We start from the raw sequence: 26,633 nt of genomic DNA, 5'->3' as shown, positions 1-26,633 counted from the left end.
TAAGGAATGCCATTACATATAAAAGGCGGCACCCGTGCGGGTGCCGCCTTTCTTTTTTAGCCTATGCCAGCGGAGGGCATGAGCACCAGCCGCCAGCCGTCCGGGTCTGCTATGGTTACAGCGCCTTTCTCCTTCCAGTACGGGTTCTCCGGCTCTGCCTCGGGGTACCCCAGCCGTGCCAGCCGCTGCACTATTTTGTTTATACTTTGCCGGTCCGGGATGTAGAGCACCAGCAGGTTATCTGCAGACGGGGCGGGGCAGGGGCTGCCGTGCTCGTGCTGCGTAAACTCCAGGTGGTACGCGAAGCCGGGCAGGCCCAGCATCACGCCATCGTAGCCGCTGTGCTTCTCAAAGCTACCCAGCCTCTTCAGCCCCAAGCCTTCGCAGTAGAAGCGCTCCACCTCCGGTAGCTTGTCTGTTGGCCGGGCCACCCGTACCTGTGCCACAGGCAGCTCCGCAGGCCATTGCTCCTCCTTCATGGGTTTGTAGTTGGTGTTACTTATGGGCGGCGCTTGTTACCGGCGGTAAAGGCTCTGCCAGCTGCACATCCAGAATCTTGTCGCCTACCTCCAGGCGGTGCACCACATCCATCCCGTCCACCACCTTAGCGAAGATGGTGTAACGGCCGTCGAGGTGCGGTGTGGGAGAGTGGGTGATAAACCACTGGTTGCTCTCTGTGTCTTTGCCTGCGGAGGCTATGCCCAGGTAGCCCTCCAGAAAATGCAGCGGAGCGAACTCCGAGCGAATGGAGTAGTCGGAGCTGCCCCAGCCGTCGCCGCGCTTATCGCCGCCCTGCACCACAAAGTTAGGCACCACACGGTGGAAGTACAGGTTATCGAAGAAGTCCTGCTGGCTCAGTTGCACGAAGTTGGCCACAGTGCCGGGTGCGTCCTCTACAAACAGCTGCAGCGTCACGTTGCCTTTGTCTGTGCGCAGCAGCACCTGCTGGTCCACCGGTATGGTCTTCACCAGTGCCCAGTCGATCGGGTGCGTGAACGGGTTTTGGGGCGTCTCGCTTTCCTGTTTGCCGTTCAGGTAGTCGATGGTCTTCTGCAGCTCGATGTTGGTCTCCATTTCGCGGGGCAGCTGCAGCTTTTGCTGTGCCTGGGCCAGAAAGTCATAGGTGCTGTACTGGCTGCGCAGGTTTAGCTTCGGGTCGCGGATGGCGGCGGCGGCCATGCCAACCAGGGCCACATCGCCGCTCCCGACGGCGCGCTTAAAGATATCGGCAAAAGCCCCCTCCATACTTCTGGGGAAGTCGGGCTGCTGGCGCATCAGGATGAGGGCATCCATGGCCGTGGTTGCGATAACGGGCTGCTCAGCACCGAACATCTCCTGGGCGATAAATGCATAGTTCTTATAATCACCGGAAAGAGCCTTCAGCAGGTGGGCCTTGTCGTAAGGCGTGCGGGCGTGCTGGTACTGCTGCTTGTAGCGCTGGTTCAGGTAAGGGCGGTTCTGCGGCTGGCTGTTGTTCAGGATCACCCAGATGACGTTGCTTCGCACGCGGGCATCGAGCAGGTTGGGCAGCACCTGGAGCAGGACCTGCGGGTCTGCGCCGCTGCGGTTGCTGAGCAGAAACTCAGAGGTGGCCACAGCGGTGTTGATGTTCTGATCCTGCAGTGCGGCAAGTATGGCTGGCTTTATCTCCTCGAACTCCAAGCCGGCCATGGCGCGCACGGCGTTCAGGCGCACGCGGTAGTCGGGGTCGCTCTGGGCGATGTTGGACAGAAACTGGGCCTTGTCTACTGCGCGCACTTTGTTCAGCGCCTGTGCCGCTGCCATGCGCACATCGGCAGACTGGTCGGAGGTGGCCGTGTTCAGAAGCTGCTGCCGGTACTGTGTCAGGTCCAGTTTGGGGGTGCGGGCCAGAAAATGCGCCGCCGCCAGCCGTGCCTCATACGGGTGCCGCGCCGCCATCAGGCCGGTGGCCGTCTCCACACCCTGCGGCGTGTACTGCTGGCGTAGGCCGGCGCGGTACAGCCCCCAGGCCTGGCCGGTGAGCGCGGTAGGGTTCGGAGCGCTGTACTTGGCCAGAAAGTCAGCCCCCTTGGTGCTTGCCACCTTCCCCAGGGCCTCTAACAGCTCGGCCTGCACCTCCGGGCGCTGCTCTGTGGCAAGGCTCCGGATAATGGCCTCTTCCGCTTGGTGGTGGCCTATTTGCCCTAAGGCGTAGGCGCTGGCCTCGCGAACGGCTACCGCTGAGTCAGACAACAGGGCCTGCAGCGCGGGCAGGGCGACGGTATCCTGCACAGAGCCGAAAGCCAGGGCCGCCTGCGCCCGGTGCGCCGTGTTAGGGTCGCTAAGGAAAGGGAGCAGCTCGCTGGTCTTGCGTTCATCCTGCAACGTGTAAATCCGCTGTAGGGAGGCGTCTCCGAACTTGTTGACCAACGGTTCGCTGGGGGTGGTGCTGCGCTGCAGGGGCAGGTATTGGCAAGAGGCGAGCGTGCCCAGAGCCAGCAGCCAGGAATAGCGTAAATTCATGCGTTGTTTCATAAAGGAAGCCTAAGATAGCAAAATTGGCGCAAAGCAGCGGCAGCTTTAATTTTGACTTTTTGGCGGATTTGCTTATTTTAGGCAGAAACAGGTGCAGAGCCATGCAAGAAATCAGTATCAGACTTTTTGAAGGAGCCTATACTTTGAAGCCACGCGCGGAGCGGCGGCTGATGCTGCTGGTTGGGGCAGCCATGGCGCTGCAGGTGGGGCTGTTGCTGTACCTGGTCGTTACCAAGACGTTCACCACGGGGCTGCTGTTTGTCTTCCTGATCAACCTGCTGGTGCCGGGCTACTTTCTGTTCACCGTCTGGCTAGACCACAAGCCGCAGTACCGCAGGCACCTCACCCTCACGGCCGAGGGGGTGCGCTACCGCAGCCGCTTTATGCAGGAGGAGCACGCGTTCGACTGGGACGAAATAGATTTTGTTGATTTGAAACTTTACAAAGTTATATTTGTATTAAAGAATGATGAGGTGCACGAAGTCAGCCTGGATCGGATACAGAACGACGCGGTGCTGCATCAGGTAAAAGAGCAGATACGGCAGCTGGTACGGTCTAAAGAAATCGAACTCTGCTGAACTTTCCCCAAACTAAAACCATATGTACATAAACCTGTACCCGGGCAAGCAGCTGCGGTCCACCAGAAAGTCCTTGCTTGTGACGGGGTTGTTCCTGTTCTTCGGAGGTGGGTATGCCTTGCTCCGCGAGTTTCTATGGATAGATGCTTTCCGTACGGGGTGGGCTGTTGCCAGCGCCATGCTGCTGGGCCTCGGGCTGTTGTTTGTAGCCTACGGAACGGAAGTCTTCCGCTTTAAGGATGCCTTTTTCTCCATGACGCCGGAGCGCATCGTCTACCGCCTGTCGCTGCTCGGCCGTGAGCGGAGGATTGCCTGGGAGGAGGTGCAGGAGCTGATTATTTCGGAGTCGCTTGTGCGCTTTAAGCTGGTTAGCGGCAGCGGTGTGGCCATGCGGCTGGGAGCGATCCAGCAGCCTGAGATCGCCCGCCACGTCTCACGCAGCATTCACCTGGCCGCCCTCGAAAAGGGGCTCATCATCAATGGGGTAAAACCCACGCCGCAGGAGCCGGCCATGCTCGTTTAAACCTGTACTTACGCTTGTTTCGCGGCAGCTTCCCCAAATTAAACCCACCTACACCTTTGTATACACAACAATAGCATGGGCTTAGTTGTATAATAATAGCCAGTGCATAGGCACTGCTATGGAACCAATAACCCCTAAGCTATGGAACGATATACAAACTTAAACAAGCTATACATTAACGGCCAGTGGCGCGACGGCTCCAAAAAAGACAAGGAGCAGGAGGTCATCAACCCCTTCGACGGCAGCACGGTGGCCACTTTTGTGCCCGGCACCAAGCAAGACCTGGACGAGGCCTACAAGGCGGCGCAGGAGGCGCAGAAAGCATGGGCCGCCACTACGGTGGGCGAGAAGCGCGATGTGATCGAGAAAGCCGCCCAGATCATTAAAGAACGCAAAGAGGAAATCATAGAGTGGCTGGTGAAGGAATCCGGCAGCAGCAAGCTGAAGGCAACGCTGGAGTGGAAAAACGCCTTCGAGATCACCCGCGAGGCCTCCTCTTTCCCGGGGCGCATGCATGGCCTGATTGTACCTTCGTACACGCCGGGCAAAGAAAGCCGCATGTACCGCAGGCCTTTAGGTGTGATCGGCGTCATCAGCCCCTGGAACTTCCCCTTCCACCTGTCGATGCGCTCTGTGGCGCCGGCCCTGGCAACGGGCAACGCCGTGGTGCTGAAGCCGGCCTCCCACACACCCGTTACCGGAGGCACGCTGCTGGCGAAGATATTCGAGGAGGCGGGCCTACCCAAAGGCCTCTTCAGCGTGGTGGTGGGCAGCGGCTCCGATATCGGCGACGACTTTGTGACGCATGACGTGCCGAAGCTCATCTCCTTTACAGGCTCCACACCGGTAGGGGAGGGGATCGCCGAACTGGCGGGCAAAAAGCTCAAGAAGCTCTCCCTGGAGCTCGGCGGTAACAACGTGATGATCGTGCTGGACGATGCCGATGTGGACAAGGCCGTTGACGCGGCGGTGTTTGGCAAGTTCCTGCACCAGGGCCAGATTTGCATCGCCATTAACCGCATCCTGGTGCACGAGAAGATCCATGATGAGTTTGTGGAGAAGTTTGCCGCCAAGGTGAAAGGCCTGCCGGTGGGCAACCCCGCCGACGACGGCACGATTGTAGGCCCGCTCATTGATACAGATGCCGTGGAGCGCATCCAGAACGACCTGGAGGACAGTATAAGCGCCGGTGCCCGAAAAGTGGTGGATGGCCAGATGCGGAGCGAGCGTCTGATGGAGCCTGTCGTACTGGCGGACGTGAAAAACGACATGCCCATCGCCCACAACGAGATATTCGGGCCGGTAGCCGTGATCATCAAGTATAAAACCGATGAGGAGGCGGTGGAAATCGCCAACGGCACGCAGTACGGCCTGAGCGGGGCAATCCAGACCAACGATACGGAGCGGGGCGTGCAGCTGGCGCAGCGTATTGAAACGGGCATGGTGCACGTAAACGACCAGTCGGTGAACGATGAGGCCAATGCCGCCTTCGGAGGTATGAAGGAGTCGGGGCTGGGGCGCTTCAACGGCGAGTTTGTGCTGGAGGAGTTTACCACCGTGCAGTGGATAACGGTGCAGCACAAGCAGCGTAAGTACCCCTTCTAAAGATAGATAACGCGTAAACGGGGGGGATTTCTCCGGAAGTACAACAAAGGCGTGGATGCGGCAAAGGCGGCATCTGCGCCTTTCTTTGTACATCGGGGTGTGCCGTTGCGCGGCACGATTAGCACAAGACAGAAACCTTTCCCAATTTTGCAGCTTGACGTAAAAATTATGGCAGAACAGATAAAGCGGGTGTATGGATTGCAGTTTGGATTACTTTGCCTAAGCTCCTTTCTTTTTTTCTCTAGCTTTAACATGATTATCCCGGAGCTGCCCGACTACCTTACCAGCCTGGGCGGCGAAGAGTACAAGGGGCTCATCATCGCCCTCTTCACCCTGACCGCAGGCCTCTCCAGGCCCTTCAGCGGTAAGCTGGCCGACCGGATCGGCCGTGTGCCGGTGATGGTGGCCGGTGGTGTGGTTTGCATTGTAGCGGGCTTTATGTATCCCTTGGTGGGCTCTGTGGCGGCCTTTCTGCTGCTGCGCTTCATCCACGGTTTTTCCACGGGTTTTACGCCCACGGGGAAGTCGGCCTACGTGGCCGATGTGGTGCCGGTGGAGCGGCGCGGGGAGGCAATGGGCCTGCTGGGGCTGTCGGGGAGCCTGGGCATGGCGGCGGGACCGGCACTGGGCGGCTTTATCGCGGCCCATTATAATGTGGATGTGATGTTCTATGCCTCTTCGGCGGCGGCTTTCCTGTCGGTGGCGGTTATCTGGCACATGCACGAAACCGTTAAAAACCCGCAGCGGTTTCGCCTGGGCCTGCTGCGCATCTCACGCAAAGAGCTTGTGGAGCCGCGTGTGCTGGCTCCTTCGCTGGTCATGCTGCTGACTGCCTTTTCCTTTGGCACCATCCTCACCATCATTCCAGACTTTAGCGAATACCTGGGGATCGAGAACAAAGGCCTTTTCTTCACTTCCTTCACGCTTTCCTCGCTGACCATACGTTTTCTGGCCGGTCGCGCCTCCGACAGGTATGGGCGGGTGGCGGTGCTGCGTGTCAGCACCGGGCTGCTGACGCTGGCAATGCTCGTGATCGGGACCGTGTCGTCGGCGACGGAGCTGCTGCTGGCCGGGGTGCTCTTTGGTATGGCCACCGGCATGAACTCGCCCACAGTCTACGCCTGGACGATCGACCTGAGCCACGAGGAGCACCGGGGCAGGGCCATGGCCACCATGTACATTGCCCTGGAGGCAGGCATCGGGCTGGGGGCGCTGTGCTCTGGCTGGCTTTACGGCAACGAGAGCAGCAACTTTACCCTGGTGTTCTGGACCGCAGCGGTGTTTTCCCTGATGGCCTTTCTGTACCTGGTGCTGGTCGTGCGGCGGAAGGCTGTACTGCACTACTCCTAAACCTCGCCCGGTGCAGGAGCGTGCAGCGCCGAAAAGACTCTGTTGCACGCTCCTGAAAGTATGGCGTTCCTGCTGCCGCTGTTTTTTCATGTTTTGCACTATATCCCGTTGCTACAGCTGCCGTTTGTTGTTTTTTAGGGTTGTAGAGTATCTTTTTTTGAACGAAACAAGTATGGGTGTTTATTGCTGATCATGCTGCTGTAGCAGTGGTGCAAGGCAAGGAGTAAAATTTAAACAATCCTATACGTTAACTATGAAAAAGAACTTTTATTGGAGTGCGCTTGGCTGTGGCCTGGCTGCGGTGGTGCTGATGGGCTGTGAGAACACAGAGGAGGTAACCCCGGGAATGATGGATCAGATAAACGACAACGTGATTGATGGGAACTGCTACGCCATCAATTTTGAAGAGTACACTGCTGATAACCCTGAGGCCCTGCCGTTTATTGACCATGTGGCCACACCGTTCGGGCCTGTGCGGGTAAAAAATACCCACAGAAGCGAGGGAGGCGTTTACTCGGATGTAAACGTTGCCAGGGTTTATGATACGGTGAAGCCTACCGGGGATGATGCCCATGACCTGGGCCGAGCAACCAAGCTGGGCAAAATCCTGATCGCAAACCAGTTTACGCAGCAGGAAATCGCCAATAACCCCGACGGCACCTACGACCCGTCCGGCACCGGGAACGGCATCAGAATAGCCGGCCCTAACGACAACGCCTGGGGCGCAACAATAGAGCTGGACTTCAGAGAGGTGGAAGGGGCTGTGACGCTGCAGTCCATCGATGTAGTGGATATCGACGCAACGCCTCTGGAGAACAAGTCCTACGTAAGGCTGATGCTGACCGGAGGCGGAACCGTGGACTTCCCGCTTGCCACCAACGAGGAGGAGGGAAGCGTGCAGACGGTGGATCTGAAAGGCACGAAAAACGTGGAGAAACTGATCGTGGTGCTGGACGGCGATGCGAACGTGGGCTCAGGGGGTATCGACAACATCCTGTTCTGCACCGAAGCCGCCACGCCGACACCACCGGCTACCGGGGGCTGCACCCGTACGCAAGGCTATTGGAAAACGCATGCCGACAGTAATAACCAGAAGAAGTATGACAACACCTGGGATGCGTACTACAGCAAGCCTTTCTTTATGTCGGGTTACACCTACTTCAGCATTCTGCCACAGTCGCCAAAGGGAAGCGCGTACATCGTTCTGGCGCACCAGTACGTGGCTGCCACGCTCAACGTAGCTGCCGGTGCAGGCATGAGCGGAGAGGCGCTGGAGGCGTACAACAAGGCTACAGAGCTGTTTAACAAGTACAAGCCAAGCCAGGTAACAAAGCATGAGAAGGCGCTGCGCGAGCAGTTTACCTCTCTGGCTACCACACTGGATAAGTATAACAACGGCGTTATCGGCCCGGGCCACTGCGACTAACACCGCACCGCACCATAAAAAAAGGGGAGCACCTGCAGGTACTCCCCTTTTTTTATGGTGCGGCTGGTAAGGCAGGTGCGCCGGGTAGTATAGTACAAGTGCAATTTTTGTAGCGCAACCGGCCTGCTAAAAATTGCACATTTTTATAGCCGTTTCTGAAGAGGTGTCGTACACAACTCCATACCGCAGTTCTATTCTATTTCCTTTATACTTCTATATTCAACTTTTTTTATTGAGGTATACCTGCTTGGCTCCCTTGCTATAGGGCTGCAAAAGATAGGACTGCGTTTTTTAGAATTATCCAGTTATCAAAAACGTGTAGTATGAAAAATTTTACTTTGAAAGCCTTGGCTTGTGGTGTGTTTAGTGTCGTGTTGATGGGGTGTGACAAGGCGGAAGAGCAACAAGAAGTAAACCCTTTTGCAGCCTCCCAGAGCAAAAACTTCGGAACGGACCCCTCCAGCTGCGAGATTATTGAGTTCGAGGAGGATACGCCAGTAGAAACGAGCCACGGCACGGTGACGACAGTGTACAGCCAAAACACGCCGGTTCGCGTTTCGGCGCATTACCGCATGTTCCAGGACCGCTACTTCAGGCAAAATACGGCGCTGCTGTTTGATACAAGCGCGCCCGACCGCCGGAACCAGGACTTTAAAACGCCTAGCCCGGCCGCTATCCGCCCAATGGGCAATGTGCTCACGGTGGGGCGCAGCAACAGCAAGTTCGCCAGCCTGTACGACAGAGGCTCTAGTATTGAACTGGACTTCTCTGCCATGGGCAGCATTACCCTGAAAGGCCTGCACGTGCTCGATATTACCGAAGATGAGGCAGACTCCAGGCTGGAACTGCTGGACAAGGAGGGCGAGGTGATAAAAACCATGCCGCTGCCGGTAACCGGTGCCTACGGCGCCACCCGCCTGCGCGTGGACACACCGGGTGTGGCAAAGCTGCGCGTGGTGTTCGGCAACGAAAACAGCCGCAGCGGAGGTGGAGCCATCGATGTGATTGAGTTCTGCCGCGACTAAGCATAACCTAAAGATATACAACAGGAAAGGGTGCCCCCAGGGGCACCCTTTCCTGTTGTATGGGCCTCAGAAGGTGTTTTATCATAACAACCGGCCTCTTTTTTTGTTGAGCCTAAAACACCAACTTGCGGCATACGTTTTTAGAGAGAGCATGAACAGTCAACTTTTAGAGACCTTATTCAACAGCCATCAAAAGGCGAAGCACCAGGTGCCGGCCTCTGCCATGTGCAACCTGGTGGAGGGGGTGCTGCAACTACTGTTCCCGCCGCTGGCTGATGAGCGCTTCGATACGGTGCAGGAGCTGGAGGCGTTTGCCGACGGCTTGCAGGTGAACATGATGCGCATCCTGACGAGCATGGAGCAGGAGCTGCCGATGCCGGCAGGGGAGCTGGCCGAGCGCATGATGCAGGAGCTGCCCTATACTTACGAACTGCTTCTGCTGGATGCCAAAGCCATTGCCGCCGGCGATCCCGCGGCACAAAGTATAGAAGAGGTGATCCGCACCTACCCGGGCTTTAAGGCCGTGGCCATTTACCGCATGGCGCATACCCTTTACCAGTTGCGGGTGCCGCTGCTGCCGCGTGTGCTGACCGAGTATGCCCACGCCCGCACCGGTATCGACATCCATCCCGGTGCCCAGATCGGCTCGCGCTTCTGCATAGACCACGGCACCGGCCTCGTGATCGGGGAGACCTGCGTGATCGGTAACCATGTGAAGGTGTACCAGGGCGTAACGCTCGGGGCGCTTAGCGTGGACAAAGCGATGGCCAACATCAAGCGCCACCCCACCATAGAGGATAACGTGGTGATTTACGCCGGGGCAACCATACTGGGCGGCAACACGGTGGTAGGCTCCAACAGCATCATCGGGGGCAACGTGTGGCTGACCGAAAGCGTACCGCCCTACTCGCGCGTGTACCACAACCCGCAGATAAACGTGCGCCGTTCCGCTGATCCGACCGGCATCATCAATTTTTCCATCTAAACAAAAACAGAGAAACATATGAAAGCGAATACAGTACTCGAAGCCATAGGCAACACACCGCACGTGCGCATCAATAAGCTTTATAACAAGGACGTGGAAGTCTGGATGAAGCTGGAGCGCAGCAACCCGGGCGGCAGCATAAAAGACCGCATTGCCCTGGCCATGATTGAAGATGCCGAACGCAAGGGCATCCTGAAAGAGGATAGCGTGATTATCGAGCCTACCTCCGGTAACACGGGCGTGGGGCTGGCCATGGTGGCGGCTGTAAAAGGCTACCAGCTCATTTTGGTTATGCCGGAGTCGATGTCGATTGAGCGCCGCCGCCTGATGGCCGCCTACGGGGCCAAGCTGGAGCTGACGCCGCGTGAGAAGGGGATGAAAGGCGCCATAGAGCGTGCGCGGGAGATGGTGCAGGAAAACAGCGATGCCTGGATGCCGATGCAGTTCGACAACGAGGCGAACACGCAGATCCACATAGATACGACTGCCCAGGAGATTCTGCAGGACTTCCCGGACGGGCTGGACTACCTGATTACTGGCGTGGGCACCGGAGGGCATATCACCGGGGTGGCTAAAGTGCTGAAAGATAAGTTCCCGAACCTGAAAGTGTTTGCTGTGGAGCCTGCCGCTTCGCCCGTGCTGAGCGGAGGGGAGCCGGGGCCGCACCCGCTGCAGGGTATTGGCGCAGGGTTCATTCCTCAGATTATGGATACCACGCTGCTGGATGGCGTGATAAAGGTACAGCAGGACGAAGCCTTTGACTACACTCGCCGTGCCGCCCGCGAAGAAGGGCTGTTTGTCGGCATTTCTTCCGGGGCCTCGCTGGCGGCTGTTGGTAAAAAGATAGAGGAGGAAGTTCCCGAGGGAGCCAAGGTGCTTACTTTCTGCTACGATACCGGCGAGCGCTATCTGTCTGTAGAGGGGCTGTTCGTGTAAGTATAAAATCGCCTCGAAAGTATAAAAGCCTCCCGCCATTCGCTGGCGGGAGGCTTTTTTTAATCGCCCGAGACGAGCGCCGTCATACGCCACTGGCCCTGCGCGTCTTTGTTAAAGATGGCCCGGTAGCCGACGGGGCTGTACACGTCTGCGTGGTTGATGTAACCGCTTTGGCTGCCGTCTGTAGTCTCTACGTACCACCATTCCTTTTGAGGCCCCTGCTGTTGTGGGTAAGACTTGGCGTAGTCTGCCTGAAGGATAAGCCGGTCGAGCGTGCAGACGGCGGGCGCGTTAGCGGCAGGCTCCTGCCGCAACACGGCACTTCTGCTCGTAACAGCCACATGCGAAAAAGCGTCCAGGGAGTCTGGCCAGTTGCTGTAGACGTAAGGCAGGGCATACAGGCCTTGGTTGCGCTCCAGTGGGTAACCGCCGCCCAGGCGCAGCAGGCGCTCGAGCAGTAGCCATACTTCAGCGCTGTCATTTTCCGGGTGCCACTGCCCCTGAAAGCTTTCCCAGCCACCGCTGCCTCCAAAGCTGGTACTAATGTTGGGGGAGAGGAGCTGGCGCAGCTGTGCCTCATCAAGGGTTTGAACCGCCTCTTGTAGCTGTTGCAGGTAGCTGGCAAGGCTCGGGTCTGCTACGGGCTGCTGTGGCGGCAGTAGCACAGGGGCGGCTACCTGGCAGTTGGCTGTGGGTTCGGTGGCACTGGCCACTGTGTCCTCTGCGGTTGCTTCTACGGCTGCTGTGCTTCGTGTGAGTTCTGATTCCTGCTGGCCACAGGCGCCGAGGCCAAGTATAGCGAGCAGGGCAATAAAGGTTTTTTTCATAGGGAGCTAAAGTATAAAAGGCACAATCTGCCTCGTATACGCAAACTGTGCCTTTTGTACTTCGTTTTAGCAGGGTTATACTTCCAGCAGCTCCTGAATATCCTGGTGCATGGCGTCTTTCACCTTCTGCAGCTCTTCCGCCGACACACAGTGGTGCAGCGCCTTAAACACCTCCTGGAACGCCTCCACAATATCGCTGTCCTGCTGAAAGTCGTTGTTGGCTGCAAAAGCGTTCTTGCTGCGTATAAACTCAATCCACTCTTTCCTGTCGCGGATCTTTACCGGCACTTTGGCCGGGTCGTATTGGTCGTAGTACACGCCTTTCCAGATAATGGGGAGCTGTGCGGCGAAGTGCACGGCGTCGTTTACCGGAAGCCTGTCGCGGATTGCCTGCAGCACTGCCCGAAATACTCGGGCTGCCTGGTTAAGGTCTTCCGTCCCCATCTCCTCGGCTACTTTTTTCAGTAGGTTGATGGCGTCTTTCTGTTTGTCCTCAAAGTTAAAACCCATAGCTGCCTCCTTTTTGGTGAAACACTTCTATGAAAATACGGCCTGGCCGCGCGCCGGTTCCGGAGTGGCAGGCGTTAAGCGGTGAAGCCTCTGCTATATTTAGGTAAGGGTAAGCGCTCGGTACAGCTGTTAAAGTATGGGCTGGCACGCATAAAAGGGGAAGATGATGGGGAGAATAAGGCGGTGCTTGTATACTACCAGTACTGGTTCTCCCTCGGTGTTAATAGCTATAAAGCGGATAAAAGTACGGCCTAAGTAGGCGAAGGCGAGATGAGCAGGCAAGTTGGCTATCAATACACAGATAGTAACCTCTTGCTAAGCTCAAAAGGCTTTAGGTGGAAAGGTGAGGGGCAAGACGCTACAGCCAATCAACTTTTGCGGCACCAGGGGGAGGGGCCAACCAAACAAATCTGATAATTTGATCAAGTGGCGTGTTTGTGGAGAGCAGGGCAGCAGGCGTAGAGGCTAATTAGCCGTGAGGGGAGCCCTTTTATTTACTTCACTGTGCTGCTGAAACATCCATGCCGGAATACTTACTTTATGAGCCTCTGCCGTTTTTAGTCTGACAGCTGAGTAAAAGCACTTGGCAACATGGGAAACAAAAAAGGCAACCGGTGGGGTTGCCTTTCGTGGAGAATATCGGAGTCGAACCGATGACCTCTTGCATGCCATGCAAGCGCTCTAGCCAGCTGAGCTAATCCCCCATTGTGAGCACAAAAATAGGGGAAATATTTTAGAAGCAAAACATACGGCAAAAAAATAATCAAATAAAAAGGGGGCAGCGAAAGCTGCCCCCTTTTTATTTGATCTTAAAGCCTCGAAGACTAGAAAGAGTAACGTAAGCTTACCTGAGCTTTCCAGCGTGAACCGTAGTCACTTACAGTGTACGGCTTCAGTTTGCCTTCAACCTCATTCATTTTCGTTATATCGAACTTAAAGCCTGGCGTTTGTGAAGGGTCTCCTGAGCGTTGGAAGATGTTCATGCTCTGGTTAGACTGATAGTAGCTCCAGCCCCAGTCTTTGTTCAGCAGGTTGCTAACGTTGATCACGTCGATACCCAACTGCAGCTTGTGGTCTTTCACTACGTAGATGTCCTGAGCAATCTTCAGGTCGAAGTGGTTTTCCCAAGGCATTCTGTCGCCGTTGCGCTCAGTAACTTTGCCCATGTTGTCCTTCAGGTACTCGTTGTCAGCTACGAAAGCCTGGAAGTCGGCCCACTGCTGCTCTGGAGCAACTGTTTTGCCGTCTCTTGTGAAGGCCACAAGGTTTGCTTCTTCAAACGTTGCCGGTACATAGAACAAGCTCGCATCATTGGTGTTGCCAGAAAGGTCATCACCGTTGATGTTGCCATCGTACAGGTAAGACAGTGTAGAACCAGACTGACCGGTGTACACTAAGCCAACAGTGGTGGCAAAGCGACCATACTTCACGGTTTTAGAAGCGTAGCCTACCACACGTGAGCCAAGGTCGTAGTTAGAGCGCGCCAGGTCCAGGTTGTTAAGGCCGTCTACGTTGTACGCATAACGCCAGTTAGACATCGCTGTAGAGCTGGTGCCGTCGTTCAGGGACATGGAGTGGCCGTAGGTGTAGGCGATGCTACCAGTCCAGCCTCTTTCCATTGGCTTTTGCAACTGCGCTGTAAAGTTGTAAGAGTAGCCTTTGCTTGTGTTGGTTAAGTAAATAACGTCTGTAAAGTCAGAGCTGATTCTTGAGCTATACCAAGGGCGCGTAGAGTTACCGATGGTTACATCTCCCTCAGGCGCTTTCAGGTTAAGGTTCTTGTACTCGATGTTGTTCAGCGTTTTGGTGTACATACCTTCCAGGGTTCCTACCAGTCCCCACCAAGGCAGTTGCTGGTCAACGGCTAAGTTGGTGCGGAAAACCTGCGGGAACTTGAAATTACGGTCTGTTACGTTGATCTCAGTAGCAGCTGTTTTGTACTCCGATGGGATAAATGAACCCAAGTGCGTGTCGGTAGGGTCATACTCGAAGCGCAGGTCCGGAGACTTTGAGCCTGTCGTGCTGTATCTGATAGAGGCTACGCCTGTACCACCATACTGGTTAGAGATCCATACAAAAGGAACACGGCCTGTGAATAAACCGGCACCACCGCGCAGCTGTGTTGCTCCATCGCCGTTAACATCCAGGTTAAAGCCCACACGCGGAGAGTAGTACAGCGTTGTCTTCGGAGGCTTGTTTGTGGCTACGTCATACTTCGAGGCAAACTCAGACTTGTTGAACAGCTCGTTTTCATCCGGTTTGTTGAAGAACACTGGCATGTCTACACGCAAGCCGTACGTCAATCTGAACCTGTCCGTCACGTTCCAGACATCCTGGGCGTACAAACCAAACTGAGCAGCATGTATCACTGACGCGGCATCATCGTTACCACCCTTCGTAGAGAAGCCTACATAGTAGTTAGACGGAGCCTTCTTGTTTTCCATAAACAGCTGGTAGGCTGGGATGCTGCCTATCACTTTGCCATTTGCGTCTTTCACCTCTACGTCTTTGTAAGTATAAGAGCCGTAGTAGTTCTGCAGGAACACGTTATTCGTGTTATAGAACTCGTTGTTGGTACCGATCGTGATCGTGTGAGCTCCCTTGTAGATGGTGAAGTTATCTACCAACGTAAAGTTGTCCTGGTCAAGGCTGTTGCGGGCTGAAGAATAATCTGAACCCAGGTTGTAGTTCAATGAGTTAGACTGGATAGACACGTTCGGGAACAGGCCTGTCTTTCTGCTGTCGCGGATGCGGTTGTAGGTAACGCGGAACACGTTAGACGTGTTGTTGTCGAAGTTACTGTTCAACTCAATCACAGAGGAGTTCTGGTTGTTAGAGAACGTATAGCCACTGTTTGCGAACGTTATGCTGTTGGCGCTGCGGCTCAAGGCGTCGTTGTCGCCCTGGATATAGCTGTGGCGAAGCGTTAACTTATGCTTGTTGCTGATGTTCCAGTCCAGACGGGCAAACAAAGAAGTAGAGGTAATCTCTTTGTTGATGTCGGTAAAGCCGCCAAGGTCGTAGTTGTAGGTGTTTCTAACATAATCGCGGATCGACTGCAGCGTCTCCACATCGAATTTAGAGCCTGAGCCAGCTTCAGCTGGGTTAAAAGGTAACGGGGTAGAGCTCTCGATTCTTTCAGCGTTAGCAAAGAAGAACAGTTTGTTCTTCAGGATAGGGCCGCCAAGGCTGGCACCGTAGGTCTTCTTGCTAAAATCAGCGTACTTCAGGTCAGTTGTAACCCCTTCGCCAATAAAGTCCTGGTTCTGGTAATAAGTATAAGCTGAACCGTGGAAGGCGTTGGTACCACTCTTTGTAACGGCGTTGATACCACCACCTGTGAAACCACCCTGTGTTACTTCGTACGGAGAAAGCAACACCTGGAGTTCCTGAACAGACTCAAGCGGGATTGGGTTAGCGGCAGCCTGTCCGCCGTTGGTACCTGAGGCAGAAAGGCCAAAGGCGTCATTGGCGTTGGCACCGTCTACTGTAAACTGGTTGAACTTGTTAGACTGGCCGGCAAATGTAACACCCATCGGGCTGCCGTCAGAGTTGTTGGTCATGGCCGAAGCCTGTGGCGTCAGGCGGGCAAAATCCTGCACGCTTCTGCTGATAGTCGGAAGCTCCGAAATCTGCTCCTGCGACACGTTTGTAGCTGTGCCGTTTCTTTGGGCGCTGATCACAGAGTTCTTGTCTGAAACGATTGTAACCTCTGACAAAGCGTTTGACTGCATTTCCAGTGCCACATCCAGTCTCAGCGGGTTACCCAGCGTTAAGTTAAGGCCGTTGTACGTTCTGGTGTTAAAGCCGATATACGAAACGTTAACCGTATAAGGGCCGCCAACACGCATGTTAGGGATTGTGAACTGGCCTTCAGCGTTGGTTGTCGTACCATAGGTGGTGCCTGAGGGCTGATGGATCGCTTGCACGGTAGCGCCGATCAGGGTTTCGCCCTGCGAGTCTTTAACGACACCGTTGATGCCACTTGTCGTTACCTGGGCCTGTACACCGGCGGCAAATAACAACATGAGCATACTGGAGAGTAAGAATCTCTTGAAGAAATTCTTGTGATGTTGGGCTGTAACTCTTTGCTCCTTACTACGCCTTATACCGTTAAGTGTGGGCAGCGAGGCATTATAAAAGTTTTTCATAAATGGGTTGATTGATTTTGCCCGCAAAAGTAACCGGTGTTGGTGATAATACAAGCACACCTGATATTATTTATTTGTTTCCAAAGTTGATGTTTAACCGTTTACCCGAATTTCCAGATAGCGGCTAGTAATAATTTGATCTGTAGTGACTTATAAGGAGGTGTTTCACAAGTATCGGGTTGGTGTTCCTTGTTCCGGTGCCATGCTAATATCATATATCTGCTTTGGCAAATATATGTGTGGTGTGTTTGCCGTGGCTTTAGCGCTTTTGTTGCTAAAATGCAATATTTGTTGCTGTGGCGCTTGTTGTCTTTTATGGCTTAAGTTCTGTTCTATGCTTCTGCTTTATGATGGAGTGAGGTGGGTAAGTTGTGGCTGGCGTTGCTTGCTTCGCTTTTGCTGTAGTGGCGGTCTTTTATTTCAGGTGAGCTTCTCCTGCTTTTGTTTTATTATTTCTTGGCTATATAAGTTAGTGTATGTATGGGAAACGTACTAGTTGTTGTTTTGTGATTATGGTGTTTATCGCTTAACAAATGTTATTAAATTTATTTATTTTACTATAAGTACCTTTAAGGTAGCTTGTATAATTATAATTATGCTGTGCTTTGTTTGTTGCTTGGTAAAAGGTTAAATAATACAAGGTAGCTTTGGTTGTGTTTCTGAACGATGTATTTATAAATATATACTTTTATAAGCATTAAGCCTTTATTGGCGGTTGTTTTTAGGTCTATGTTCCTCTATGGAGTAAACCTGATAATCATTATATAGTTAAATTTTTCAGGCTGGATTAACTGATGTGTGATTGTTGTATTATATAAACAGGATTGGTTTGGTGGTGTGTTTAGTTGTGATTTGCAATTGGTTGTAAATCTTGTATATGCATAAAAACACTGAGGTTTTTATATTAAAAAAGCATAAAGTATAGAGAGGTTAATTTATCTTTTTTTAATGCTTTTAGTTGAAAGTTAACGAACTAGGGTTGTATTTTTGCGCCAAAATCAATCAACCAACCAATTCTTAACATCTAAAAGATGAAGTACAATTTACTTAGTCTTGTTTTTCTGGTGTTGCTAACCAGTTTAACGCCAAGGGACTTGTTTGCTCAAGGCACCGTTACAGGTAAAGTTGTGGACGCCACAACGAAAGAGCCCTTGCCAGGAGCAACAGTTATCCTAAAAGGTACAGAAAAAGCAGCGCCTACCACGCTGGACGGTACCTTTACCCTACAGGTAGATGACGCGAATGCGTCTGCTGTATTAGTTAACTATGTTGGCTATATGCAGAAAGAAGTTTCCATTGCCGGTTTGAACGGCAAGAAGAACCTGGGCACTATCCTTCTGGAGCCTAACGTAACCTCTATCAACGAAGTACTGATCACTGCGAACAGCTACGCCATTGACAGGGAAACGCCGGTGGCTATCTCCACGATCACCAGCGAGATCATCACCGAGAAAGCCTCAAACCAGGAGTTCCCTGAGCTTCTGAAGTCTACACCAGGTGTGTACGCAACGAAGCAAGGTGGCGGCTTCGGTGACTCGAGAATAAACCTGAGAGGTTTTAAAAACGCTAACATCGCCGTAATGATCAACGGTGTGCCGGTAAACGACATGGAGAACGGCTCGGTGTACTGGTCTAACTGGGCCGGTCTGACAGACGTGACGAAGTCAATGCAGGTGCAGCGTGGCCTTGGTGCCTCTAAAGTGGCGGTGCCTTCTATCGGTGGTACGATCAACATCATCACTAAAACTACTGATGCTACAAAAGGAGGCTCTGTTTTCTACGGCATCGGTAACGATGGCTATAACAAAGTTGCCTTTACCTACTCAACAGGTTTAACTGAGGATGGCTGGGCGTTTGCAGCTTCCGGCTCTAAAACAGAAGGCAACGGTTGGGCTGACGGCCTGCAGTTTGAGGCGTACAACTACTTCTTCAACGTTTCTAAGCTGATCAACAAGAACCACACAATCTCCCTTACTGGTTTCGGCGCACCACAGTGGCACGGCCAGAGACAAACCCGCAAATCTATCCAGGAGTTCAGAGATGCTCCACAAGGCATTAAGTGGAACCCTGACTGGGGTGTACTGAACGGAGAAAAAGTAAGTGTAGAGGATAACTTCTACCACAAACCACAGTTCTCTCTTAACCACTACTGGACTATCGACGAGAACTCTTTCCTTTCTACTGCACTTTATGCTTCTGTTGGCACAGGTGGTGGTGGCGCTTTCACAGGTGTACTGCCAAGAACAGGTAACGCATACTCACCTTACGATTTGGATGCAGCGGTTGAAGCGAACACCAACTCTGCTGACGGCCATGCTTTGACTTACCTTCGTGCCTCCAGAAACGACCACAACTGGTATGGTGCCCTGAGTACATACCAAAAGAGCCTGAACGAGAAGATAAACCTGCTTGCCGGCCTTGACTTGAGATACTACAAAGGCAAACACTTTACAGAAGTAACCGATTTGCTGGGTGCTGAGTATGTGCTGGACCAGAGCAATGTGAACAACCCTAACAACAGAGCTACTGTAGGCGACAAGATCAACTACTACAACGATGGCGTTGTGCTGTGGGAGGGTGGCTTCCTGCAGGGTGAGTACAGCTCAGGACCACTTTCTGCTTTCGTTTCGCTTGCGGCCTCTAACACCTCCTACAAGAGAATTGACCACTTTCTGTATGAAGAAGGCAACCAGGAAACAGACTTCCAGCACTTCTTCGGCTACCAGGCAAAAGGTGGTGCCAACTACAACCTGAATGAAAACCACAACGTGTTTGCTAACCTTGGCTATTTTGAGAAAGCACCGTTCTTCAACGCTGTGTTCCTGAACAACCAGAACGTAGTAAACCCGGATGCGCAGAACGAGAAGATCCTTAGCTACGAATTAGGCTACGGTTACAGAACTTCAAAGCTGAACGCCAACATCAACCTGTACAGAACCAACTGGAGAGACCGCTCTTTCACACAGAGATTCCCAGGTCAGGAGTCAGGAAGCTTTTTCTTTGCTAACATTCTTGGTGTTGATGCCCTGCACCAGGGTGTGGAAGTTGACTTCAGCTATATGCCTACTGATAAGCTTACTATCAGAGGTATGGCGTCATTTGGTGACTGGGAGTGGAATAGCAACCTGGATGAGGTAACGGTAACTGACGAAACACAGACAATCTCCAAAACTATAGGTCCGCTTTACATGGAAGGGCTTAAAGTTGGGGACGCTGCTCAGACTACTGCGGCTCTTGGTGTGGACTACAAAGTATTCAAAGAGCTTAAGGTTGGTGTAGATTATAACTATTATGGCGACTTCTACTCTGAGTTTGACCCAACAACGCTGGACAAGCCGGGTTTAACACCTTGGAAAGTGCCAAACTACTCACTGCTAGACCTGAACGCTGTGTTTAAGATTAAAATTGCAGGCCTGGACGCGTCGCTTTATGCAAATGTGAATAACGTTCTCAACACAGAGTACATCTCTGATGCGCAGGCGGTGTTCGAAACAGTAAACGCAGGCACTGACAACGAGAGAACGGTTAGCAACGCTGCCAACTCTACCGTGTTCTACGGCATCGGCAGAACCTGGACTACAGGCCTAAAAATTAACTTCTAAAAAATACTTAGATGAAAAAGATATTATACCTTCTGTCTTCTTTGATGGTCGTGTTCAGTGCATGTGACCCGATGGAAGACGTTTACGATGAGTTAGACGCCCTAAAAGGGCCGTTCACCAAGAAAGTAGATGTTACGCTATCGTCCGAGGATTACACCGAGGTTAAAGGCAAAAGCTACTTCACCACAGAGGAGAAGGCTGCTGCAGCAATTCCGGAGTTCCTAAACGAGGCGTACTCCCACTTAGAAAATGGTTCTACGGTGCGAGTTACTTACAACAAACTTATGTTCCCGGGCTATAACAGCTCGGTATCAGAAGTAGAAAAGTATACTGCAGTGGCAGAGGACTATGATTTCACCGGAGAATCGCATGATAACTTCAACTCTGCCGGTGACTTGGTTAAGCTGCTGGAGCACAAATATCCGGATGCTGTAGAGAATCAGCTGGTGGTGCTAACTTATGATTACTACCAGAATGGTGCAACAAGCACTGTGACAGATTCTTTCTATTTTAAAGATGGCGCGTGGCGTAATATTTATCACGTATCTGATGAAGATTATGCGTCTGTAGGTAAGCGTTCGGACTTCTCATCCTCTGATGACGATCTGCTTCCGGAGTATTTTAATAAACTTCTGTCTAATACTGTATTCGGTGCAGTAGCAGGCGATGTGAAGTATGTAAGCTATGCTTACTATAGCAACAAAACTACTACGCAGCAGGTGCTGGGGATGGTCTACAACGGAAGCGAATGGGTTAAAGTGAACCCTGAAGCGGTAGAAGAAGCCGTTCTGCAGCTTAAGAAGAAACAAGGTACCTGGGTGCCAGACCTTACCAAGAGCTACACGCTGGTAGCTGACGATTATGTTTGGATCTCAAAACAGCCTGAGTTGGGAACTCAGCCACAAAGAGATAACCTGGGGGATCCAAAGTATCTTAATTTCTACCAAAGCTGGGCGGGTAACGACAACTACTGGAGCGACGAAGATGTTCTTGTTGCACTTTCAGGCTTCCTGAAGAACAAGTTCCCTAACGAAGAAGTAGGGCAGAAGTTTGAAGTAACGTATGCCTACTATAAGAGTGGTAACAAAACCAACACGGTGACTTTAATCAAGAGAGAGTCCGGAGACTACACACTTGCTGAAGAAGGTGAGTAGTTGTAGAGTAGTTTAAAAGCAAAAAGGCCTCCCGCATACAGCGGGAGGCCTTTTTGCTTTTACAGCTGCAGTTACTGCCGGTCGTTAAACAAATACCTTAAGCCTAGCTGGCCCTGCCACCTGGAGGCGAAGGGGGCGATGTTGTACCGCCTGCTGTTGGGGTTAAAGGTAAAGGTGGGGATGCCGTCGTCGTCAAGGCCGGCGTAGCGGATTATCTCGTTCGCCTCGTTGCTCACAAAGTACTGGTGGCCCCACTCATGGTTGAGGAGGTTGCCCACGTTAAAGATATCGAACGTGATTTGGAACTTGTGGCGGTTGTTGCCTGCTTCGAGCATAAAGTCCTGAAACACGCGGAGGTCGAACTGGTGTGTCCAGGGCATGCGGGCCCCGTTGCGCTCGGCGTACTGGCCGCGGCGGTCGCTGAGGTAGTCATCGTTCTCTATAAAGTCGTCCAGCGCTTCCCATTGCTCGTCTGCTGAGTAGGTTACCCCGCCGGAGCTGAAAGGCACCAGGTTGATCTCGCTTTGGTCGCGGGGCACGTAAATCAGGTCATTGGCAAAGTTGCCCTCCCGGTTCAGGTCTCCGTTGTAAAGGTAGGTAAACGGCTGGCCAGACTGCCCCTGGTAAAACAGGGATATACCTGTGGCGAAGTTGTCGTTAGCCCCGTACCGGAAAGTGTAGCCGGCGCTGCCAATAATGCGGTGGCGGATATCGAAGCGGGAGTACGAGAGCTGCGGGTCGTTCGGGTTGTTCACGATCTGGTTGAACTCATAGTTGGAAAGCGCCGTGGAGTTGGTGCCGCTGTTCACATCCTTCGACTTGCCGTAGGTGTACGCCAGCGTCATCTGCAGCCCGTTTACAAAGTCCTTGCGCAGCTGGCCTGTTAGGCTGTAGCGGTACCCTTCGTCTGTGTTGTCCAACAGGATCACGTTGGTGTAGCTTTCGTTAATGCGCCTGTTGCTCGGGTAGATTTCGCGGTTGTCCGGGCTGTCTCCGGGCAAGGTGCCAACGGGGTCAACGAGGTTCAGGTCTTTGTACACCACGTCGTTCAGGGTTTTGGAGTAGATTCCCTCCACGGTCAGGAAGACCTCGTACGGCAGCGTGTAGTCTATAGCCAGGTTGCTACGCCATACTTGCGGCAGCTTAAAGTCATCTTCGATTACGTTTATCTCAAAGGTCTGCGGCTGGGAGGGGTCGATCAGTTGGTTAACATCCTCCACAAAGCTGTCGGGGTTGCGGCGGTCGATGGTGCCGAGTATGGTGCCAGTGTTCACGAACTGGTTCGACAGCCACACAAATGGCACACGGCCGGTGAAGATACCGGTACCACCCCGGAACTGCAGCGAGCGGTCTTCGGTCGGGGTAAAGTTAAAGCCGAAGCGGGGCGCCCAGAGCAGTTGTCCGCTTGGCGTGCGATCCGTCTCAAGCCCCGGGTACACGTTCCGGAAGTCGTTCTCGAACTGCGTGTTCTCCTGCGGCTTGTCCGGGAACACGGGAATGTCTACGCGCAGGCCCAGTGTCAGGCGCAGCTGCTCTGACGCAGTGTACTCATCCTGCGCGTAAAAACCCAGCTGGAGGGCGTTGAACTCAGCCGCAGGGGTGGGGTTGTTGTCCAGGAGCGAGTACGTGGCGCGCACCCGCCTCGGGTTGTTGTTGTAGAAATCCTCCAGGCTGTTGAACTCCCAGCGCCCGTTAAAGTTGTTGATAAACAGGTTCCGGAAATCGAAGAACTCGTTGTGTGTGCCGATGGTGAAGTTGTGGCGGCCCAGCAGGTAGGTAAAGTTGTCTGTAAACTCAAAGATGTCCTGGTCCAGTTCGTTTGCGGTGGAGGAGCGCTGTGAGCCAAATTCAAAGTCGGCGATGGGGTCAAAGATCGTGACCTGCGGGAAAAACTCCCCCTGCGCTTCCCGGCTGTCCCGGATGCGGGTATAGCCTATAATCAGGTTGTTGGAGAACTCATTGGAGAAGCGGCTGTTAAGCTCCAGCACCGAGCTGTGGGTGGTGCTGTTAAAGCGGTAGGCGTTGTTCCCGAAACGGATTTCATCGCTGCTGCGCGAGATGTTATCGTCAAAAGCATCCACCACGTTATGGCGGACGGTTAGCTGGTGCTTGTCGTTGATGTTCCAGTCAATACGGCCGAAGAACTTGTCGCTTTGCGTTTCCCGGTCAATGGCGCCGAAGGAGCCAACGTCGTAGCCATAGGTGCTTTGCACATATTCCGACAACTCCTGCGCCACATCAAAGGGGATCTGTGACTCCGTGGAGCCCGGGGCAAAGCGCACTGGCTCTGTAAAGCGGGTGGCGTCGTAGTTAAAGAAGAAGAAGAGCTTATCCTGGATGATGGGGCCCCCTAAGCGTACCCCGTACTGGTAGTTCTTAAACTCATCCGCTTTTTCCCGCGGCTCCACCACCGATTTGCCAATGATGTCCTCGTTGCGGCCGTAGCCATACACGGAGCCGGTAAAGGTGTTGGTGCCGGAGCGGGTCACGGCGTTCACGCCCCCGCCCGTAAAGTTGCCGAGCTTCACATCGTAGGGTGCCACCACCACCTGTATCTCCTGAATCGCGTCCAGCGAAATAGGCTGGGAGCCAGCCTGGCCCCCCGGTGTACCACTGCCGGACAGGCCAAAAACGTCATTGTTCACGGCACCGTCTATGGTGATGTTGTTGTAGCGGTTGTTGGAGCCGGCGATGGAGTTGCCCGACGCCTGCGGTGTAAGCCTTGTGAAGTCCTGCAGGCTGCGGCTCAGGGTAGGCAGGTTTTCTATCTGGTCCCGCGATACGTTGGTGGCAGCGCCCGTCCGGTCCTGGTTAAAGACGTCGTTCTGCTCGCCCACAATTTCCACCTCTCCCAACTGGCGAGAGCTCTCCGCCAGCGAAAAGTCGACCCGGGCGGTCTGGCCTAGCGCCAGGTTCACGCTGCTAATGCGCTGCTCCTGATAGCCGATGTAGGAGGTGGTGACGGTGTAGGGCCCGCCAACGCGCATGTTCTGGATGTTGTAGTAGCCATCGGTGTTCGTGCTGGCCACATACTGCGTGTTCGTTGGTGTGTGGATGGCGATCACCGTAGCGCCGGGCAGGGCTGTACCCGTCTGGTCTTTTACGGTGCCGCTAAGCGCTGCTGTCGTTGCTCCCTGGGCCCATAAAAGTTGCACCGGAAGTACGCAGAAAATAAAAAGGAGAAATACGTTGTAGAGAAGTTTCATAGTACCTGATAACTAAATGAGACACAATCATTTCAATTAGTTATTAAGTACGTGACTTGCAGCCTTTTAATATTACATAATTATAAAAATTTGAAATATAAGTATAATAATTGCTCTATGCAGGGCAGGGAGTAAACTAAAAAACAGGCGGGCGGACAGCCTTTATGAACAGCTTTTTATAGTAATCGGAGTAGAGGTTGTTTTCCATCACGCCCAGCGATGTGGAAGCATGTATGAAACGTACCTCCTCCCGGCTTACGACTTCTGTTACCATGCCCACATGGGTAATGTTGCGCTTGTTCTCGCCAAAAAACACGAGGTCGCCTTCGCGCAGGTCTTTCGGCTTCACCTCATCGCCGTAGCGGCTCTGCTCTTCGGAGGTACGGGGAAGGGTGGCGTCTATACTTTGGAAGGAGGTGCACAGCAAGCCGGAGCAGTCCATGCCCACACGGGTAGTGCCGCCCCAACGGTATGGAACGCCAGTATAGGAGCGTGCTGTTTGTATAACAGTGGCAACGTCTTTATCTAGGTTGCGGACACGGGTGCGGCTGGTGCGGTCCTTGGAGGTGGAGGCAATGCGCTCCCGGCTTTTGCCGCTTTTGCGCGCGGCGCGTTTCTCGGCGGCAATCTCACGGGCCGATTTGTACTCTTCTCCTCGTTTGCTGAACACCACCTGCGATGACTGACAAGAAGCCATCAGCAGTAAAAAAAAGATAAAAAGGGCAGATGTAGTAAAAAGTGTTTTCAAAGTGTATTTTGCAATGCAAGTAGAACAATATATAATCACTGGCTAATTTAAGGATAAGCCCAGCTTTTTAAAAATGAAATTCAATCCAATCACACCTGAGGCTGTAAAAGCATTTTCGGCAATCGTCGGGGAGGAGTATGTGCTACTGCCTGCCGCCGCCGAAGACATGCTGCGCTACACCCACGACGAGACCGAAGACCTGCGCTATGAGCCGGAAATCGTACTCAAACCTGCTAACGCTGCCGAGATCAGCCGTATTATGCAGTACTGCCACGAAAATACCATCCCCGTGACACCGCGTGGTGCCGGAACGGGCCTGAGTGGCGGTGCCCTGGCGGTACACAAAGGCGTTATACTTTCTACGGAGCGCCTGAACCAGATTATCGAGATCGATGAGCGCAACCTGCAAGCCACCGTGGAGCCAGGTGTGATTACCCAAGTGTTTCAGGAGGCTGTAATTGAGCGCGGCCTGTTTTACCCACCGGACCCGTCCAGCCGCGGCAGCTGCTTTCTAGGCGGTAACCTGAGCGAGTCGAGCGGCGGGCCGCGGGCTGTGAAGTACGGTGTAACGAAGGACTATGTGCTGAACGTGGAAGTGGTGCTGCCGACCGGTGAAATCACCTGGACGGGTGCCAATGTGCTAAAAAACGCCACGGGCTATAACCTGACACAGTTGATGGTGGGCAGCGAGGGTACTTTGGGAATTATTACCAAAGTTGTATTCAAGCTCATCCCTTACCCGCCTCAGAACCTGGTCATGCTGGTGCCCTTCCGGAGCGAGGAGGAAGCCTGCGCGGCGGTATCTAAAATATTCGTGGCGGGCATTGTGCCGTCGGCGATGGAGTTTATGGAGCGTGAAGCCATTGAGTGGGCCTCCCGTTACCTGAACCTGGAGGTAAGCCTGCCGGAGGACATAAAAGCCCACCTGCTCATAGAGCTGGACGGCAACGACATGGACCTGCTGTTCAAAGACGCGGAGCGCGTGTACGATGTGCTGGAGGCGTTTGACGTGGGCGAGATATTGGTGGCCGACACTGAGAAGCAAAAAAACGACCTGTGGCTACTGCGCCGCAATGTAGCCCATGCCGTTAAAGGAAACTCTATCTATAAAGAGGAGGATACCGTGGTGCCGCGTGCGGAGCTGCCAAGGCTGCTGAAAGGTGTGAAGGAGATCGGAGCCAGGTATAACTTCAAGTCCGTGTGCTACGGCCACGCCGGCGACGGTAACCTGCACATCAACATCGTAAAAGGCGACATGAGCGATGAAGACTGGAACAACAAACTACCGGAGGGGATCAAAGAGATTTTCAGGCTGTGCGTGGAGCTTGGCGGTACCATCTCCGGGGAGCACGGTATTGGACTGGTGCAGCGGCAGTATATCAACATAGCCCTGAACGACATCCAGCTGCGGTTGATGCGCGGCATCAAAGACCTCTTCGACCCGCGGGGCATACTTAACCCGGGGAAGATTTTTTAATAAACAAAGAACAGGCGCAGTACCATGGTGCTGC

General features: G+C 53.4%; 18 protein-coding genes and 1 tRNA gene. 11 read left to right on the top strand and 8 right to left on the bottom strand.

Annotation, left to right across the window (positions count from 1 at the left end):
* Window positions 1–56: 56 nt before the first annotated feature.
* Both CA264_RS13565 and CA264_RS13560 read right to left on the bottom strand, forming a co-directional pair.
* On the bottom strand, window positions 57–479 hold the full coding sequence (locus CA264_RS13565; protein ID WP_025607908.1) for a VOC family protein: 423 nt from the start codon (window positions 477–479) through the stop codon (window positions 57–59).
* Between the two features lie 16 nt (window positions 480–495).
* The gene (locus CA264_RS13560; protein ID WP_025607907.1) at window positions 496–2,484 is read right to left on the bottom strand and encodes a peptidylprolyl isomerase; all 1,989 of its coding nucleotides are present in this window, start codon (window positions 2,482–2,484) and stop codon (window positions 496–498) included.
* Between the two features lie 113 nt (window positions 2,485–2,597).
* Here CA264_RS13560 and CA264_RS13555 point away from each other — a divergent pair, with 113 nt between their 5' ends.
* The 8 genes from CA264_RS13555 to cysK all read left to right on the top strand — a co-directional run bounded on the left by CA264_RS13555 (window position 2,598) and on the right by cysK (window position 10,924).
* On the top strand, window positions 2,598–3,074 hold the full coding sequence (locus CA264_RS13555) for a hypothetical protein (protein ID WP_036776704.1): 477 nt from the start codon (window positions 2,598–2,600) through the stop codon (window positions 3,072–3,074).
* A 22-nt stretch (window positions 3,075–3,096) separates the two neighbouring features.
* Complete coding sequence (locus CA264_RS13550) at window positions 3,097–3,597, top strand: hypothetical protein (protein ID WP_025607904.1); 501 nt, start codon at window positions 3,097–3,099, stop codon at window positions 3,595–3,597.
* 141 nt (window positions 3,598–3,738) lie between these two features.
* Complete coding sequence (locus CA264_RS13545; RefSeq protein ID WP_025607902.1) at window positions 3,739–5,202, top strand: aldehyde dehydrogenase family protein; 1,464 nt, start codon at window positions 3,739–3,741, stop codon at window positions 5,200–5,202.
* Window positions 5,203–5,370: 168 nt separating this feature from the next.
* Complete coding sequence (locus CA264_RS13540) at window positions 5,371–6,552, top strand: MFS transporter (protein ID WP_025607901.1); 1,182 nt, start codon at window positions 5,371–5,373, stop codon at window positions 6,550–6,552.
* 253 nt (window positions 6,553–6,805) lie between these two features.
* Complete coding sequence (locus tag CA264_RS13535) at window positions 6,806–7,978, top strand: hypothetical protein (protein ID WP_025607899.1); 1,173 nt, start codon at window positions 6,806–6,808, stop codon at window positions 7,976–7,978.
* 323 nt (window positions 7,979–8,301) lie between these two features.
* Complete coding sequence (locus CA264_RS13530) at window positions 8,302–9,003, top strand: hypothetical protein (RefSeq protein ID WP_157593704.1); 702 nt, start codon at window positions 8,302–8,304, stop codon at window positions 9,001–9,003.
* A 151-nt stretch (window positions 9,004–9,154) separates the two neighbouring features.
* Entirely contained in the window at window positions 9,155–9,988 is an 834-nt protein-coding gene (epsC, locus tag CA264_RS13525; protein WP_025607897.1) for a serine O-acetyltransferase EpsC, read from the top strand.
* A gap of 18 nt (window positions 9,989–10,006) precedes the next feature.
* The gene (gene cysK / locus CA264_RS13520; RefSeq protein WP_025607896.1) at window positions 10,007–10,924 is read left to right on the top strand and encodes a cysteine synthase A; all 918 of its coding nucleotides are present in this window, start codon (window positions 10,007–10,009) and stop codon (window positions 10,922–10,924) included.
* 59 nt (window positions 10,925–10,983) lie between these two features.
* On the opposite strand, the gene CA264_RS13515 is transcribed toward cysK, so the two are convergent.
* From CA264_RS13515 to CA264_RS13500, 4 genes are all read right to left on the bottom strand, one after another.
* Window positions 10,984–11,751: a hypothetical protein gene (locus tag CA264_RS13515; RefSeq protein ID WP_025607895.1), complete on the bottom strand. Its 768-nt coding sequence runs from the start codon at window positions 11,749–11,751 to the stop codon at window positions 10,984–10,986.
* A 75-nt stretch (window positions 11,752–11,826) separates the two neighbouring features.
* On the bottom strand, window positions 11,827–12,261 hold the full coding sequence (locus tag CA264_RS13510; RefSeq protein WP_025607894.1) for a DUF2267 domain-containing protein: 435 nt from the start codon (window positions 12,259–12,261) through the stop codon (window positions 11,827–11,829).
* A gap of 630 nt (window positions 12,262–12,891) precedes the next feature.
* Window positions 12,892–12,965 (bottom strand) — tRNA-Ala (locus tag CA264_RS13505).
* A gap of 120 nt (window positions 12,966–13,085) precedes the next feature.
* A complete protein-coding gene (locus tag CA264_RS13500) occupies window positions 13,086–16,295 on the bottom strand; it encodes a TonB-dependent receptor (RefSeq protein WP_071784598.1) in 3,210 nt (1,069 codons plus the stop codon).
* Between the two features lie 1,148 nt (window positions 16,296–17,443).
* On the opposite strand from CA264_RS13500, the gene CA264_RS13495 reads away from it, so the two are divergent.
* Together CA264_RS13495 and CA264_RS13490 are read left to right on the top strand one after the other, a co-directional pair.
* Window positions 17,444–20,014 (top strand): TonB-dependent receptor, encoded by a 2,571-nt coding sequence (locus tag CA264_RS13495; RefSeq protein WP_025607891.1) that lies wholly within the window; start codon window positions 17,444–17,446, stop codon window positions 20,012–20,014.
* An 11-nt stretch (window positions 20,015–20,025) separates the two neighbouring features.
* Complete coding sequence (locus tag CA264_RS13490) at window positions 20,026–21,168, top strand: hypothetical protein (RefSeq protein ID WP_157593703.1); 1,143 nt, start codon at window positions 20,026–20,028, stop codon at window positions 21,166–21,168.
* Window positions 21,169–21,239: 71 nt separating this feature from the next.
* On the opposite strand, the gene CA264_RS13485 is transcribed toward CA264_RS13490, so the two are convergent.
* Window positions 21,240–24,374: a TonB-dependent receptor gene (locus tag CA264_RS13485; protein ID WP_025607888.1), complete on the bottom strand. Its 3,135-nt coding sequence runs from the start codon at window positions 24,372–24,374 to the stop codon at window positions 21,240–21,242.
* 136 nt (window positions 24,375–24,510) lie between these two features.
* Window positions 24,511–25,071, bottom strand: coding sequence for a C40 family peptidase (locus tag CA264_RS13480; RefSeq protein ID WP_025607887.1), 561 nt, complete (start codon window positions 25,069–25,071; stop codon window positions 24,511–24,513).
* 124 nt (window positions 25,072–25,195) lie between these two features.
* Between CA264_RS13480 and CA264_RS13475 the strand changes: the two genes are divergently transcribed.
* A complete protein-coding gene (locus CA264_RS13475; protein WP_025607886.1) occupies window positions 25,196–26,599 on the top strand; it encodes an FAD-binding oxidoreductase in 1,404 nt (467 codons plus the stop codon).
* Window positions 26,600–26,633: the final 34 nt, after the last annotated feature.

It is taken from the genome of Pontibacter actiniarum, from assembly GCF_003585765.1.
Taxonomy (GTDB): Bacteria; Bacteroidota; Bacteroidia; order Cytophagales; family Hymenobacteraceae; genus Pontibacter; species Pontibacter actiniarum.
The sequence above is the reverse complement of the archived record's forward strand: the minus strand, read 5'-3'. Positions and strand labels throughout refer to the sequence as shown.